The sequence below is a fragment of the Sphingopyxis sp. P1IMeth2 genome (assembly GCF_900185685.1).
GTDB lineage: Bacteria > Pseudomonadota > Alphaproteobacteria > Sphingomonadales > Sphingomonadaceae > Sphingopyxis > Sphingopyxis terrae_A.
Genome location: NZ_FYAT01000003.1, coordinates 16,557 through 32,002 on the forward strand (window position 1 = coordinate 16,557; position 15,446 = coordinate 32,002).

The 15,446-nt window shown below is 64.3% G+C and carries 11 protein-coding genes; 3 read left to right on the top strand and 8 right to left on the bottom strand.

Annotated features, from left to right (window positions below):
* Position 1: 1 nt before the first annotated feature.
* Complete coding sequence (locus tag P1IM2_RS05410; protein ID WP_186401724.1) at positions 2-2,386, top strand: TonB-dependent receptor domain-containing protein; 2,385 nt, start codon at positions 2-4, stop codon at positions 2,384-2,386.
* A gap of 22 nt (positions 2,387-2,408) precedes the next feature.
* Here the strand turns inward: P1IM2_RS05410 and P1IM2_RS05415 are convergent, their stop codons facing one another.
* Positions 2,409-3,548 carry an acyl-CoA dehydrogenase family protein gene (locus P1IM2_RS05415; RefSeq protein ID WP_058811631.1) on the bottom strand — a complete coding sequence of 380 codons (1,140 nt, stop codon included), beginning with the start codon at positions 3,546-3,548 and terminating at the stop codon, positions 2,409-2,411.
* Between the two features lie 111 nt (positions 3,549-3,659).
* Positions 3,660-4,853, bottom strand: coding sequence for an acyl-CoA dehydrogenase family protein (locus tag P1IM2_RS05420; protein WP_003051642.1), 1,194 nt, complete (start codon positions 4,851-4,853; stop codon positions 3,660-3,662).
* 170 nt (positions 4,854-5,023) lie between these two features.
* On the opposite strand from P1IM2_RS05420, the gene P1IM2_RS05425 reads away from it, so the two are divergent.
* Positions 5,024-6,100 (top strand): MBL fold metallo-hydrolase, encoded by a 1,077-nt coding sequence (locus tag P1IM2_RS05425; protein WP_186401725.1) that lies wholly within the window; start codon positions 5,024-5,026, stop codon positions 6,098-6,100.
* Between the two features lie 66 nt (positions 6,101-6,166).
* Here the strand turns inward: P1IM2_RS05425 and P1IM2_RS05430 are convergent, their stop codons facing one another.
* The 6 genes from P1IM2_RS05430 to P1IM2_RS05455 form a co-directional block, all read right to left on the bottom strand.
* Positions 6,167-6,532: a hypothetical protein gene (locus P1IM2_RS05430; protein WP_186401726.1), complete on the bottom strand. Its 366-nt coding sequence runs from the start codon at positions 6,530-6,532 to the stop codon at positions 6,167-6,169.
* Between the two features lie 113 nt (positions 6,533-6,645).
* Positions 6,646-7,542 carry a PAS domain-containing protein gene (locus tag P1IM2_RS05435; protein ID WP_186401727.1) on the bottom strand — a complete coding sequence of 299 codons (897 nt, stop codon included), beginning with the start codon at positions 7,540-7,542 and terminating at the stop codon, positions 6,646-6,648.
* A gap of 94 nt (positions 7,543-7,636) precedes the next feature.
* Positions 7,637-9,259 carry a TadG family pilus assembly protein gene (locus P1IM2_RS05440; RefSeq protein ID WP_186401728.1) on the bottom strand — a complete coding sequence of 541 codons (1,623 nt, stop codon included), beginning with the start codon at positions 9,257-9,259 and terminating at the stop codon, positions 7,637-7,639.
* Between the two features lie 2 nt (positions 9,260-9,261).
* Complete coding sequence (locus P1IM2_RS05445; RefSeq protein ID WP_082819954.1) at positions 9,262-9,621, bottom strand: TadE/TadG family type IV pilus assembly protein; 360 nt, start codon at positions 9,619-9,621, stop codon at positions 9,262-9,264.
* 261 nt (positions 9,622-9,882) lie between these two features.
* The gene (gene yghU, locus P1IM2_RS05450) at positions 9,883-10,761 is read right to left on the bottom strand and encodes a glutathione-dependent disulfide-bond oxidoreductase (protein WP_003044038.1); all 879 of its coding nucleotides are present in this window, start codon (positions 10,759-10,761) and stop codon (positions 9,883-9,885) included.
* 77 nt (positions 10,762-10,838) lie between these two features.
* A complete protein-coding gene (locus P1IM2_RS05455) occupies positions 10,839-12,017 on the bottom strand; it encodes a CaiB/BaiF CoA-transferase family protein (protein WP_186401729.1) in 1,179 nt (392 codons plus the stop codon).
* A gap of 142 nt (positions 12,018-12,159) precedes the next feature.
* Here P1IM2_RS05455 and P1IM2_RS05460 point away from each other — a divergent pair, with 142 nt between their 5' ends.
* Positions 12,160-15,396, top strand: coding sequence for an amidohydrolase family protein (locus P1IM2_RS05460; RefSeq protein ID WP_186401730.1), 3,237 nt, complete (start codon positions 12,160-12,162; stop codon positions 15,394-15,396).
* The last annotated feature ends 50 nt before the right edge of the window (positions 15,397-15,446 follow it).

The window sequence follows — 15,446 nt, forward strand, 5'->3', positions numbered from 1 at the left end:
GATGCACGCGCGCCTGTCTCTTGCGCTGGGACTCGCGACTATCATCCTGCCCGCGCAGGCGATGGCGGCTGAAGAACGCGCGTTCGACGTGCCCCGCGCCAGTCTTTCGACCTCGCTTCCGTTGCTCAGCCGTCAGGGCGGTGTCAGCATCAGCGTCAGCGACCCGGCGCTGTGGCGGACGCGGATGCGCCCGGTGCGCGGGCGGATGTCGGTCGACGAAGCGATCCGGCAGATGCTCGACGGCACGGGCGTGCGCGCAGTGCGGGTCAGCGCCACAAGCTGGCGAATCGAGAAGCAGGTCGCCCCGCGCTCCGTACGTCGCCCGCCCCCGCCTGCGGTGCCTGCGGCAGCGCCGCCGCCCGAAGCGCCGCCGTATGAATTCATCGTGACCGCGACAAAGGCCGACCTGCCCTATTCCAGTTTTGCGGGCGTCGTCACCCGGATGGATGGCGACGATCTGGCATTCGGCGGCGAGCGCGGTACGGAATCCATCCTGTCGCGAATGGCCACCGTGTCGTCGACCCATCTGGGCTCGGGCCGCAACAAGCTGTTCATCCGCGGAATCGCCGATTCCAGCTTCACGGGGCCGACACAGGCAACCGTCGGGCAATATTTCGGCGACATTCGGCTGAGCTACAACGCCCCCGACCCCGACCTGCGCCTCTATGACATCGACAGCGTCGAGGTGCTCGAAGGGCCGCAAGGCACCCTCTACGGCGCGGGATCGCTTGGCGGCATCATCCGCGTCGTGCCGCGCGCACCCGACGCGCGAGAGGCGAGCGTACAGGCGATCGCCGGTCTGACCGCAACCCAGCATGGCGAACCGGGCGGCGACATCGGCTCCATCGCCAATGTCCCGATCGGCGACAGCGGCAGCGCACTGCGCCTTGTCGGCTATATGATCACCGATGGCGGCTATATCGACAATTCGCTGCTCGGCCAGAATGACGTCAATCGCGTCACGGTGCGCGGCGGCCGCGGGACATTGCGCCTTGTCCCGGCGGCCGACTGGACCGTCGATATCGGCGGCGTCTATCAATCGACGACCGCCGACGATGCCCAGTATGCCGACAAGGATGCACCGCCGCTGACGCGCAATTCGCTCGTCGAGCAGAATGCGCGCGGCCGTTACGGGATGGGCACGCTCGTCGTTACACGCGACTGGGACAATCTGCGCCTGCAATCCTCGAACGCCTATATCGATCACCGGCTTTACGAGCGCTTCGACGCCACCCCCGCGGGCGGCGACCCGCGCGTTCTGGACCAGTTCAACGATACGCGCATGTGGGCGAGCGAGACGCGATTGTCGCGCCCCTATAGCGACGGTTGGGGTTGGGTGGTCGGCGCGAGCATCGTCGACAATGAAACGCAGCAGCGCCGCGAATTCGGCGGCATCCAGATGCGGTCGGCACTGACCGGCGTCACCAACCGCGTTACCGAATATACCGGCTATGGCGAGCTGACGGCCGAACTTTTGCCCGATGTGATTGCTACGGCGGGGCTGCGTTACTCGCACGCACGCTTGGGCGGAAGCGGCGAAGACGTCGCCCTCGCTCTGGCGCTCGCAGCGTCGGGCAAGGCGATCACCGCGCATCGCAACGAAAGCGACCTTCTTCCTTCCTTCGCCATTCTCGCGCGGCCGCTATCGAACCTGACGCTTTATGCGCGGTATCAGGAGGGGTTTCGGCCCGGCGGCCTTGCCGTCGACGGCAATTTCGTCCGCCGTTATCGCAACGACCGGGTTCATACGTGGGAAGGCGGCATAAGGCTCGGCGAGCGCGGCCGCACCCCGTTCGATGCCAATATTTCGGTATCGCACACGCGCTGGTTCAACATTCAGGCCGACTTCATCGACGGCAACGGCTTTCCGACGACCGCCAACATCGGCGATGGGCGTATCACCAGCATCTCGGGTTCGCTCGCCGTCCGCGTGACGCCCACTCTCTCCTTCGATCTGGGCGCGGTCTATAACCATAGCCGCGTCGATGATCTGGCTCCCCAAATCGCGCTGGTTGCCGATTTTGCGCCGGGCCGGCTGGGGCGGATCCCCAATGTCGCAAGCCATGCGGTGCGCGGAGCGATCACCTATGCGGCGCCCGTCGGCGACGACGAGGAAATCCGGATCAACGGCTGGGCCAACTATATCGGACCGTCGCGGCTCGGGATCGGGCCGGTGCTTGGCGAGGGCCAGGGCGATTATGTCGATACCGGCCTTGCGATGCGGCTCGGCAACGGGCGGCGCGGCCTGTCGGTGACGCTGACCAATCTGCTCGATTTAAAAGGGAATCGGTTCGCGCTCGGAACGCCCTTCGTCGAGGGGAGCCCCGGCTATCTGACGCCGCTGCGGCCGCGGACGCTGCGGGTCGCCGTCGACATCGCTTATTGAGCGCGATGCCGACGGCACACCCTCATTCGGCGAGGGTCAGTTGCTCGAACCTGTCGAGGTGATAGTCAGCGCTGCCGAACTGCCCCTCGATCATCGTCGCACGCTTGAAATAATGGCCGATCGCCAGTTCCTGCGTGATGCCGATGCCGCCGTGCGTCTGGATCGCATTCTGGCCGACGAATTTCGCGCCGCGGCTCACCTTCGACTTGCACGCAGAAACAGCCGCCTTGCGCGCATCGGCCGCGAGGTCGAGCTTCAGCGTGCCCATGATCGTCATCGACCGCGCCTGTTCGACTTCCATGAACATGTCTACCATGCGGTGCTGCAGCACCTGGAACTTGGCGATCGGAACGCCGAACTGCTTGCGTTGCTGGGTATATTCCAGCGTGCCTTCGTGCAGCTTCTGCATCACGCCGGTCGCCTCGGCACAGACCGCGACGGTCGCTTCATCGACGATCTGTTCGATCAGCGGCAGCGCGGCGCCTTCGCCGCCGAGCAGCGCATCGCCCGGGACCGCGACATTTTCGAAATAGATTTCCGATGCGCGGTTGCCATCGACGGTGGGATAATCGCGGCGCACGATGCCGGGAAGATTGGCGTCGATCAGGAACAGCGACACGCCATCCTGGTCGCGCTGGCCGCCGCCGGTCCGCGCCGTGACGAGCAGATGGGTCGCCCAAGGTGCGGCATAGACGACGCCCTTGTGACCGTTCAGGACATAGCCCGCTCCATCCTTCTTCGCAGTCGTGCGTAGATTGGCGAGATCATAGCGCCCCTGCGGTTCGGCGTATGCAAAGGCAACGATGGCGTTGCCGCCGATGATTTCGGGGATCATCGCATCGGCCTGCGCGCCGCCAACGGCCTTCAACGCGCCGCCCGCGATCACGACGGTCGGCAGATAGGGCTCGATCCCGATGACCTTGCCCAGTTCCTCCATGACGATCGCATTTTCCAGCGCCCCGCCGCCAAGGCCGCCCTGTTCTTCCGAAAAGGCAGCGCCAAGCATTCCGAGTTCCTGCGCCAGCGCCGTCCAGATCGCCGGATCGCGCCCGCTGTCCGAATTGATGAACTTCTGACGCGTCTCGAAATCATAGGTGTCCGAGAGGAAGCGCGACAGCGTGTCGCGGATCATGTCCTGCGTTTCGGTATAGGTGAAATCCATTGTCGTTATCCTCGATTTCATCGTCATCCCGGCGAAAGCCGGAATCTCACTGCCGCATCATGGCAACAGGTCGAGATCCCGGCCTCCACCGGGATGACGTTGATTATGTGATCAGAGTCCCAGAACCATCTTCGCGATGATGTTGCGCTGGATCTCGTTCGACCCGCCATAGATCGTGGTCTTGCGCATGTTGAAATAGGTCGGCGCGGCGCGGTGTGCATAGTCGGGACCGATCGGGTGCTCGTTATCGCCTTCCCCGAAGCCGCGGAAATAGGGCGCCCCGTAATGGCCGACCGCTTCCAGCGTCAGTTCGGTGAGCCGCTGCTGGATTTCGGACCCCTTGATCTTGAGCAGGCTCGATTCCGGTCCCGGTCCCTTGCCGGCATTGGCGCCGGCCAGACTGCGCAGTTCGGTGAATTCAAGCGCGGTCAGGTCGATCTCCAGTTCCGCGACCTTGCGCTTGAAGAAGGGGTTCTGAAGCAGCGCCTTGTCGCCGTCGAGTTCGGTGCGCGCGATCGCCTTGACGCGTTCGACGCCGCGCTTCGACGAGGCGACACCGGCGATGCCCGTGCGTTCGTGCGCGAGGAGGAATTTGGCGCAGGTCCAGCCTTTGTTCTCCTCATAGACGCGCTGCTCGACCGGCACGCGCACGTCTTCGAGGAAGACTTCGTTGACCTCATGCTCGCCGCCGAGCGTGATGATCGGACGCACGGTGATGCCGGGCGACTTCATGTCGATCAGCAGGAAGGAAATGCCCTCCTGCTGCTTGGCGTCCTTGTCGGTGCGAACTAGGAAAAAGCCCCAGTCGGCATGCTGCGCCATCGTCGTCCAGGTCTTCTGGCCGTTGACGACATATTCATCGCCGTCCCGCACCGCGACGGTACGCAGCGAGGCAAGGTCCGATCCCGAACCGGGCTCCGAATAGCCCTGGCACCACCAATCCTCGCCCGACAGGATGCGCGGCAGGAAGCGCGCTTTCTGTTCGGGGGTTCCGAAGGTGTAGATGACCGGGCCGACCATCGACAGGCCGAATGGCATCAGGCGGATACAATCGGCGCGCGCGGTTTCTTCCGAAAAGATGAAACGCTGCGTCGGGGTCCAGCCGGTGCCGCCATATTCGACCGGCCAGGCCGGCGCGACCCAGCCCTTTTTGTAGAGAATCTTGTGCCACGCAAGGAAGTCTTCCTTGGTCAGTTCATCCCCTTCGTCCTGCTTGCCGCGCAGCTCGGCGGGGTAATTTTCGGCGATGAAGTCGCGCACTTCCTTCTGGAAAGCGAGATCTTCGGGGCTGAACTCCATGTCCATTTTCTGATTCTCCCTTGGGCTATGGCGCCCTTATAGAAAGCGCTCACGTTTACGTAAAGGTAAGTTGCGCGACGAAACGCAGTCGTCCGGAGACTGCGCCGAACATCGGCCCTTGTCCAGACGCCCGCGTCGTCGCATGAAAGGAGCGGACCAAGGGGCGGGAGAGGAAAATGCGGAAATCTTTGCGGCTGCTCGTCGCGCTTGCGGTGCTGATCGCGCTGTGCGGCGGCGCGGCAATGCTGTTCCAGCAACAGATCGGCATGTGGGTGTTCAAGCGCGGCGTCGAGCGCGGCGTCGGCCGCGACCATCTCGCCGGTCTGCCCGACGGTCTGCATGTGGCGCTGTGCGGCACCGGATCGCCGCTCCCCAACCGCGATCGTGCTGGCGCCTGTACGGTGGTGATTGCCGGCAAGGCGATGTTCGTTGTCGATGCCGGCGAAGGCGGCGCGCGCAACATCTCGCTGATGGGGCTGCCCAATGGCCAGATCAAGGCGCTGTTCCTGACCCATTATCATTCGGATCATATCGACGGCATGGGTCCGATGATGCTGCTGCGCTGGACGGGCAGCGGCAACAAGGCGCCCCTGCCCGTCTACGGCCCGACGGGACTCGATCAGGTGATCGGCGGCTTCGACGCGGCCTATGCGCTCGACAATGGCTATCGCACAGCGCACCACGGGCCGGTCGTGACCCCGCCCGCCGCGGCGGGTGCGACGGCCCTCCCCTTCGCGACGCCCACCGAACCGGTCGTCGTCTATGAAGCGGACGGCCTCCGCGTGACCGCCTTCCCGGTCGATCATCGCCCGGTGCAACCCGCGGTCGGCTATCGCTTCGATTACAAGGGGCGCAGCGTCGTGCTGAGCGGCGATACGGCGCCATCGAAAATGGTAGAACGGGTTGCCAAGGGCGCCGATCTTCTGGTGCACGAAGCGCTGCAACCCGAAATGGTCAAACTGATCGCTGCGCAGCTCAAGGCGTCGGGCCGACCGCAGACCGGGCAGATCATGGACGACATCCTCGATTATCACGCCGGCCCCGCGCAAGCGGCGGACAGTGCGAAGGTCGCCGGGGTGCGAATGCTCGTCCTCAGCCACATCGTCCCGCCCTATCCGTCGCGCTACCTTGACGCCGCGTTTCTAGGTGATGCGAAGCGGCGCTATCCGGGGCCGATCGTCGTCGGCGAAGATGGCGACTTTTACTCGCTTCCCGCGGGCAGCACCGCGATCACGCGGGGGAACTGGTTCTAGCAAATCGGGGACGGGAGTCGGAATGGCGGAGAGCGACCGGTTGCGGACGATGCGAGATGGCCGCGCCTATCGCCTCCGCTGGTGATACATCACGATAACCGATTGTAGCTTGCCGTCATCTGTCCAGCCGTATCGATCTACCATGTTCTGCGGCTGCGGGAGCTCGTTAAGAAAGTGGGCCACAACTTCAAAAGAGCATTCCGGCGCGGCGATGTAATAGTCGCACCGCACATTATTCACAGACACTAAAACGGGCTTCTGCGACGGGCGAGACGCAAATCGAGCAAATCGTGGGCCGTAGTCCGTTTCCCACTGCAAGCGGATATAGGCGGCAACCTCGTCAGACGTTGGAAGCCTCTCTTCTGCACGAGCCTGCTCCATCGAGATTGCATAATTTGCACACCCGGAAAAGCAAAGCAGGGCGAGGACCATTGGGACACTCTTCATTCGCCTAGATGTAGCAGGCATAGGCCGACTTTCCACCCAGTAACCGCCGTTCGCCGCCGATTTGGAGGGAATGACCGGAATCGATCGTTATCGACCGCTCACCCCGCCCGCGGCGACCTTGGTACCGCCACGACCACCGCGCCATCGCTGGCATAGGCGCCGCGCCGTTCGGCGATCGACAAGGTTACGGGCACCGCCTCGCCTTCGCGGCTGATCAGCTCGGCCTCGACGCGCGCGGGTTCGCCGGTGCGGAATACGGTTTCGAGCGCTTCGGCAAAGCAGCGCCGCGTCGCGATCGACAACAGCGCCGAAAAGCGCACGCGCCGGATCGCCAGCGCGTCGACGCCTACCATCGAAATCAGCGCAGAATTGGCGTCCTCGATCGCCTCGCGCACCGAAAGGCGGGCGTGGCCGATCATTCCCTGCGCCTCGATCGCCGCAATCGTCGCGGCGCGCGTGTCGCCTTCGACCGCCCCCTCGAAGGTCGCGCTTGTGTCGCGAAGGATCATCGCGCCGCCCGCGGGAACCGGCACCAGGTCGACGCGCAGCCACTGGCGCGGATGCAAAAGACCAGGCACCTCGCCCGCAAAGCGTTCGCGGCATTCGATCAGCCGGGCGACATGGCTCGCCGCCAGACTTGCCCCGAAACCCGGAAATATATCGACCAATTGGCGCCCGAGCAGATCGTCATCACCGGCGACCAAATCGCGCGCGGCGGGGTTGAGCGCCACGATACGCCGGTCGCGATCGAACAGCAGCACCGCATCGCGGATCGCCTCGACGAGGTTCGCAAGCGAGGCCTGCAGCGCGTCGACCGCTTCGCCGCTCGCGGGCTTGCGCAGCCGCCGGTAATCATCGTGCGAGATCAGAACGTGCGCGTCCTTTCCATGGTGTGTCACTACAACCGGACGCCGCGCCGACCGGAGCCGCCAGCTTGCAAATCCCCGGATGAAGTCCGCCGCCGATACCCGTTCGGGTTCCTGTGCCGTCGCCAAATTCGCCTCCCCTTCGAAGCCATGGACATATTATGGGAGGAACGCGGGGCGGCTGGCGGCGCGGCGTACCGGCAATGGCGCCGAAACGGAGCGATCAGACCAATCGCGCCTTGCCGCACCGCAGCGCGTTGACCCGCGCATCCGCCTCGCCCAGATGCAGCCCCAGCGTCGCGGTGACGCTCTCAAGCACGCCGTCGAGCACGGGCGCGGCCAGCCCGACCGTGTCGCCGACAAGGCTGGTCAGCGCCTTGGCGTTCAATCCGATCCCGAGGATGTTGACCGACAAATCCATCCGATCGGCGAGTGATTTGGCGGCGCCCGATACCAATCCGCCGCTTTCGACCGTCTTGACGCGGCCAACGTCGATGTCGTCGCGCGTGAAGCGTGCGGGCTTTTCGGAAAGATCGGACAGCACCAGTTCGGCCTTTGCGTTTACGCTCGCGAGCGGCAGGCTGAGCAGCTTGACCGGCTGCGGGTTCAGTGGGCGCTGTATATTCTGAAAATCGATCGCATTGACCTTGCCGATCGACAAGGTTGCGGGGGCCGTCTTGATCCCCAGTGTTACCGCGTCGCTGCCGTGGTGGCAGTCGATGTCCGAAATGCGCGCTTCGGCCGATCCCAATTCGGTATAGACCGGGATATCGATTGCGGCGAGCGGCGTGTTGACGCTCGCCGCCAGCTTGAGCCTGACCTGCGCAGTGCGCACGATGACGTCCTGCTTTTCGGTCACCGCGATCAGCGGCGAGTTGGCCGGCGGCTCGCCGATCATCAACGCCACATCGACCCCCGAACCCCCGGGAATGGTGACGCCGGTCGCAAGATCGAGCTGGCGATTGGCGTTGGCGAGCAACAGCATCGTTCGCACCATGCTGAGCGCGTTGACCTTCACCGGATTGGCTGGGTCGATCCGGATGCTCGATGCGCGCGGGCCGAGGTCGATTGCGCGCGACGGCAGGAGGCTACGCGGCAGTGCCGCATCGGCGAGCGTGCCGATCGCTTTTGCCGCCTGCCCGTCGCTTGCCTTGGCGAGCGCGCCCAGCACTTGTGGTAAGGTCGCCTGGGTATCGAGCGTCTGGCCAAAGGTCAGCACGTCGGCATCGAGTTCGGTGCGCAGCGCGTCGGAAAAAGCGAGCAGATCGATGTCGGCATCGGCCAACGCCTTATAGTCCATTAGGTTCAGATTGACCTGACTCCCGGTGAGCGCCGACAGCAGCGCATTGCGCAGACCGCCGTGCACCGCGGCGACGCGCGAGCCGAGCGAGAACGCGGCATAGCCCTGCCGCGCGGCGGTGGCGCTGGCATATATGACGCTATGGTCGCGTCCGGTCAGAAAGCGCCCGAAGAACAGCGGACGCTCGCGGGTGAGCACGACATGGATTGCGTTGGGAGTGTAACCGCCGCGGGCGAAGCGCTGTTCGGCGGCTATGCCGGGATCGGCGGTATAGGTTCCGGCTTGGAAGGCCGATATGGTGATCGCGCAATTGCAGTTGGCGGCGATGATCCGGTCGGCCGCCGCCCGTTCGTTGCCGGGGCGTCCCGCCGCCGCCAGCGCGGCGGCATCGGCGATGCCCTGAAGCTTGCGGCGGTCGAGATAGAGCGATCCGAAGTCGACCGCCAGCGCCGCCGAGCCGATCAGCATCGTCATCGCCAGCGCCGATGCGATGCTGATCCCGCCGCGCGTATCGCGCGCCAGCTTTGCGAGGATGCGCCGGCGCATCGTCAATCCGCCGGCAGTTCGAAGGTCGCGCGGGCGCTGATCACATGGCCGGGCGCCGGAACGAAGGAGGAGCGGAGGAAATGGTCGGCGGGAACGGTGTAGGTCAACGCGACGGTCACCGCTTCGCTTGTCTCACTGACCGCTATCGTGCGGTTGGCGGGGCTGTAATCGCCGATGCTCGCCATGCTGCGATCAACCGCGCGGATCGCCACCGCCCGGCGATCGGCGGCGTCGAGGCCGACAATCGCGGCGCGCGCGCCATCGTTCGCAGCTTGCTGCACATTATGTGCGAGGAGGAAATATTGCCCGTAGATCAGGATGCCGATGAGCAGCGTCAGAAACAGCGGCAGCACCAGCGCCATTTCGACGACCGCCGCCGCCCGCTCGTTGCGGGCCAGACGCAGAACCTCGCGAATGACCGTCGGGCGGCGGGCGATGTTTTGGGGGGTATGGACCTGTCATGCGGCCAACATGACCGCTGCGCGTCAAGCATCGCTCAAAGGCGGCGTGTGGGAATTTTGCGCAATTTACCGAATATGGGCGCAGCGGTCGGCGGCGAAATGCACGGCACGCGGGCAGAAGTTAACGATCGCCCGCGCGCCCCGCATGCAAAATGCGCAAAATTATCCGTTCGCTGCCTGCAGCTTGTCCTCAGTGCGGAGGTCGAAATCCGACGCATCGTGGCGTTCGCGCAGCTGGGACGCGGGGTCGCCCATCACCCGATTGACCATGCGCCCGCGCTTGACGGCAGGGCGCGCCGCAAGCTGATCGGTCCAGCGCTGGACATTCTTGTAGTCCTGCACCTGCAGGAACTCGCCGGCGTCATAGATCAACCCCTTGGCAAGCGCGCCGTACCAGGGCCAGATCGCCATATCGGCAATGCTGTAATCGCTGCCGGCGATATATTCATTGTCGGCCAGACGGCGGTCGAGCACATCCATCTGGCGCTTCACTTCCATCGCATAGCGGTTGATCGGATATTCCTGCTTGAAGGGCGCATAGGCATAGAAGTGGCCGAAGCCGCCGCCGAGAAAGGGCGCGCTTCCCATCTGCCACATCAGCCAGGACAGCGTTTCGGCGCGCTGCGCGGGATCGGTCGGCAGGAAAGCTCCGAACTTTTCGGCGAGATGGATCAGGATCGCGCCCGATTCGAACACCCGGATCGGCGTGTCGCCGCTGCGATCGACGAGCGCCGGGATCTTGCTGTTCGGATTGGCGTCGACGAAACCGCTCGAAAACTGGTCGCCCTCGCCGATGTTGATCAGCCACGCATCATATTCGGCGCCCGAATGACCCGCCGCGAGCAATTCCTCCAGCATGACGGTCACCTTCACCCCATTGGGCGTACCCAGCGAATAGAGCTGGAGCGGATGCTTGCCGACTGGCAAATCCTTGTCGTGGGTTGGGCCAGCGATCGGGCGGTTGATGTTGGCGAAACGTCCGCCGCTTTCCTTGTCCCAGCTCCACACTTTCGGCGGCACATAGTCATTCTGGTCGGCCATCGGACACTCCTGCGCTAGATTTCGGTTGTGGTTCGCAACTTAGGAAGGCGATGTTACCCCGTCCACCGCAAGGCGGATCAAATAATCCTTTGCGCGCGCAAAGCGGAAATGCTGGCTTCATCATAACCAAGCTCCGCAAGGATCGCGTCGCTATGTTCGCCCGCCTGCGGTGCGCGCTGCGCTGTGACCTTTGCCGCATCCGACATCCCGATCGGCGCGCGAATTACCGGCGCCGGCGCGGGAGAGCCGGGATAGGCAAGCGGCTCGATCAGGCCCATCGCGGCCACCTGCGGGTGCGCCAGCGCTTCGCCGGGCTTCAGGATCGGCGCGGCAGGAACGCGCGCGGCGCCAAGCTCGGCAATCGCCGCGTCGGTGCTGCGTTCGATGCACCAGCTCTGCATGATCGCGCTTAGTTCGGCACCATTATCGCCGCGGTCGATGTCGCTTGCGTATCGCGGATCGTCGACCAGTTCGGGGCGCCCGACCAGCGCCGCCCAGCGCGCGAAGATCGCGCCGCCGACGATCTGGGTAACAATCCAGCCGTCGCGGGTGCGAAACAGATCGGTGGGCGCCGAGCTGAAACTGCGATTTCCCATCGGCTGACGTTCGATCCCGTTGATCGCATGATCGATCGTCAACGCGTTCGAAAAGGCCAGCGCGGTGCCGAGAAGCGAACCCGAAACGCACTGCCCCCGCCCCGTCCGCTCGCGTTCACGCAGCGCCACCATGACCCCGAAGGCGCAGTGGAGCGCAGTGCCGAAATCGACGTAATTGACCTGCGCGCGATAGGGCTGGTCGGGCGTGCCGGTCAGGTGAATCGTCCCCGACATTGCCTGACCCACCGCGTCGAAGCCCACGCTCCCCGAAAGCGGCCCCTCGCTGCCGAAGGCCGACGCGGTTGCAAGAATGATGCGGGGATTGATCGCCGACAGGCTTTCATAATCCAGTCCAAGCTTGCTCAGCACATCGTGCGGCAGGTTGGCGATCACGACATCGGCGCCGGCGACCAATTTGCGTACGATCTCGCGGCCCTCGGGCGTTCCGGGCTTCAGGCTCAGGCTCCGCTTGCCGCGCGCCATCTGCATGAACATCGCGCCCGATCCATCCTCGGCGACGGGCACGGTAAAACGGTCATCATTGCCGCCGGGCGCCTCGATCCGGATGACATCGGCGCCATAATCGGCGAGCAAGGCGGCACAATAGGGGCCCGCAATATAGCGCCCGAAATCGAGCACGCGTATTCCCGTCAGCGGCACAAATCTCTCCCAGTCCTTTATTGCTACCTATCGCGCTAGCAGCCGTCCGTCGACGCCGCCAGCGGCTTCGTCGAAAGCGGCGGCTTGCGCTTTGCGGGGAGCGCCATATGCTCACAGCATAATTACAACAGGGGATAATTTCATGGCGCGCATTGCACTCGCCCTGGCCGCGACTCTGGCCTGTTCGACATCGGTTTTCGCTCAACAAGCAGCCACGCCTGCGGCCGACGCAAAGCCCGAAAAATGGGACGTCAACGCGCCGCCCGGAATGGTAACGCACAAAGTGCCGATCGCGGTCGACGAAGGCAGCTGGATGAACATCGATGTCGCGCCGGATGGCAAGACGATCGCCTTTGACCTCCTCGGCGATATCTACACCATGCCCATCGCGGGCGGCACGCCCACCCGTATCGCCGAAGGGCTCGCTTATGAGCATCAGCCGCGGTTCTCGCCCGATGGCAAGCGCATCGCCTTCGTCTCCGACCGCGGCGGCGGCGACAATATCTGGATCATGAACCGTGACGGCAGCGACAAGCGCCAGCTGTCGAAGGAAGAATTCCGCCTGCTCAACCAGCCGAGCTGGAGTCCCGACGGTGAGTTCATCGTCGCCAAGAAGCATTTCACCACCGGGCGCTCGCTCGGCACCGGCGAAGTCTGGCTCTATCATGTGTCGGGCGGGGCAGGCGTTCCGCTGGTCAAGCGCCCGAACGAGCGGCATCAGAAAGAGCTGGGCGAACCGATTTTTGCGCCCGACGGCAAGCATGTCTATTACACGCGCAACGTCACGCCGGGGCCGATCTTCGAATATGCGCAGGACAGCAACACCGACCTGTTCCATATCGAACGCTATAATCTCGACACGGGAGAGGTCGACACCGCCGCATCGGGCGATGGCGGCGCGGTGCGCCCCACCCCCTCGCCCGACGGAAAGAAGCTCGCCTTCGTCCGCCGCGAGGGCGCGCAGTCGAAACTCTACGTCAAGGATCTGACCTCGGGCGCCGAGAAGAAGGTCTATGACGCGCTCGATCAGGATGTGCAGGAAACCTGGGCGGTCACCGGCGTCTACCCGAATATGGCGTGGACGCCCGATAGCGGAGAAATCCTGTTCTGGGCCGGCGGAAAGCTGCGCCGCGTGGCCCCCGGAGGTGGCGATGCGCGGATCATTCCCTTCCAGATCGACGATGATCGCGTGATCATCGATGCGACGCATCCCGTGGTCAAGGTCGCACCCGACAGCTTCCAGACCCAGATGCCGCGCTGGGCCGAAGTCTCGCCCGACGGCAAGCAGGTGGTTTTCGAGACGCTCGGCAAGCTTTGGGTCAAGCCCGCGACGGGCGGCACCGCGCGCCGGTTGACCGCGGACAAAAGCGCCGCGTTCGAACTCTGGCCGAGTTGGTCGTCCGACGGCAAGCAGATCGTCTTCGTGCGCTGGACCGACGCCGGTCTTGGCGAAATCCATACCATCGCTGGAGGCGGCGGCGCGTCGCGCAAGGTGACGAGCGTCCCCGGCCACTATGCCGAACCGCGCTATTCCCCGGATGGTAAGCTGATCGCATTCGAGCGCCGTTCGGGCGGCGGCTTGACGTCACAGCGCTGGGGCGACGACCCCGGCATCTACAGCGTCGCAGCGACCGGGGGCGCCCCCGTCCGGATCACCGACAATGGCGCCAAGCCGCAGTTCGGCACCGATAGCGACCGGATCTTCATGGTCGCGTCGGGCGACGGCAAGAACCAGCTGGTCAGCACTGACCTCAACGGTCAGGACAAGCGCGTTCATGCCAGCGGCGACCTGGTCAGCGATTATGAAATTTCGCCCGACGGCCGCACCCTCGCCTTCCGCGAGAATCATGATGCCTATGTCACCCCGCTGATGCCCGGCGGTCAGGACGTATCGCTTTCGACCAAGAGCGGCGCCCTGCCCGTCACGCGGATCAGCGGCAGCGGCGCCGACTATATGCATTGGTCGGACGGCGGCCGGCGTCTCCACTGGACGCGCGGCGCAACGCTGTTTAGCGCCGACCTGGGCGCAATGTTCGCTGACGCTCCCGGCGACGACCGCGCGGTGAAATTCACGCCGCCCACCGAAGGCGTTTCGCTTTCGATGACCCAGGCTGCAGCGAAGCACAAAGGCGTCGTGGTGATCACCGGCGCCAAAATCGTGACGATGGCGACCAAGGACGGCGGCATCATCGACAATGGCGCGATCGTCATCGACGGCGACCGCATCGTTTCCGTAGGGCCCGCGGGCGCCGTGACCGTTCCGGCAGGCGCGGTGACGGTCGATGCGACGAGCAAAACGATCGTTCCGGGCTTTGTCGATGCCCATGCCCACGGCCCGCATGGCGATGACGAGCTGGTGCCGCAGCAGAATTGGTCGGAGATGGTCAACCTCGCGATGGGAACGACGACCAGTCACAACCCGTCGTCGCGCGCGTCCGAAATCTTCGTGTCGTCGGAAATGCAGCGTGCCGGCCTGATCCTCGCGCCGCGCATCTTCTCGACCGGCGAGATCATCTACGGCGCCAAGGCGGCAGGCATCTATGCCGAAATCGACGGCTATGAAGACGCTCTGGCGCATGTCCGCCGCCTGAAGGCCCAGGGCGCGCATAGCGTCAAAAACTATAACCAGCCCCGCCGCGAACAGCGACAGATGGTGGTCAAGGCCGCGCAGGCCGAAAATATGGCGGTCGTGCCCGAGGGCGGCTCGCTCTACACGATGGACCTGACGCTCATCCAGGACGGCAACACGACCGTCGAGCATAATATTCCGCTGCACACCTTCTACAAGGATCTGGTGCAGCTGTGGGGCCAGACGAAGACCGACTATACCCCGACGCTGGTGGTGACGTACGGCGGCCCTGCTGGCGATCCCTATTGGCGCGCGCATACCAATGTGTGGGAACAGCCGATCCTCGCGCGCCACATCCCGCCTGCCATTCTGGCGGCGGACAACAAGCGCCGCGTGATTGCGCCCGAAAGCGACTATGTCGACGATGATTCGGCGCGCGAGGCGGGCAAGATCGCCGCGGTCGGCCGCAACGTGTCGATCGGCGCGCACGGCCAGCAGGCCGGCGTCGGCGCGCATTGGGAGATATGGTCCTTCGTACGCGGCGGTTGGAGCAATATCGATGCATTGCGCGCCGCAACGATCATGCCGGCCACGGCGCTCGGCTATGCAAAGGACGTCGGCTCGCTCGAGGCCGGCAAGCTCGCCGACCTGCTGATTCTCGATGCCGATCCGACCGAAAATATCCGCAACACCGAACAGATCCACCGCGTGATGCTCGGCGGACGGCTCTACGACCCGATGACGCTCAACGAAGCCGAAACCGGCAATCGCAAGCGCGATCCCTATTGGTGGGAGGCCGACCGGCCCTGATGCACCGGTGAAAAATGGCGGCGGGACGCAATTTTGTGACGAAGGGGTTG

Excerpts from the sequence above, each read along its gene's own strand:
- P1IM2_RS05430 (WP_186401726.1), bottom strand. The coding sequence starts at position 6,532 with ATGGTCCTCGCCCTGCTTTGCTTTTCCGGGTGTGCAAATTATGCAATC.
- P1IM2_RS05460 (WP_186401730.1), top strand. The coding sequence starts at position 12,160 with ATGGCGCGCATTGCACTCGCCCTGGCCGCGACTCTGGCCTGTTCGACA.
- yghU (WP_003044038.1), bottom strand. The coding sequence starts at position 10,761 with ATGGCCGACCAGAATGACTATGTGCCGCCGAAAGTGTGGAGCTGGGAC.
- P1IM2_RS05410 (WP_186401724.1), top strand. The coding sequence starts at position 2 with ATGCACGCGCGCCTGTCTCTTGCGCTGGGACTCGCGACTATCATCCTG.
- P1IM2_RS05415 (WP_058811631.1), bottom strand. The coding sequence starts at position 3,548 with ATGGATTTCACCTATACCGAAACGCAGGACATGATCCGCGACACGCTG.
- P1IM2_RS05445 (WP_082819954.1), bottom strand. The coding sequence starts at position 9,621 with ATGGCGCTGGTGCTGCCGCTGTTTCTGACGCTGCTCATCGGCATCCTG.
- P1IM2_RS05425 (WP_186401725.1), top strand. The coding sequence starts at position 5,024 with ATGCGGAAATCTTTGCGGCTGCTCGTCGCGCTTGCGGTGCTGATCGCG.
- P1IM2_RS05420 (WP_003051642.1), bottom strand. The coding sequence starts at position 4,853 with ATGGACATGGAGTTCAGCCCCGAAGATCTCGCTTTCCAGAAGGAAGTG.
- P1IM2_RS05440 (WP_186401728.1), bottom strand. The coding sequence starts at position 9,259 with ATGCGCCGGCGCATCCTCGCAAAGCTGGCGCGCGATACGCGCGGCGGG.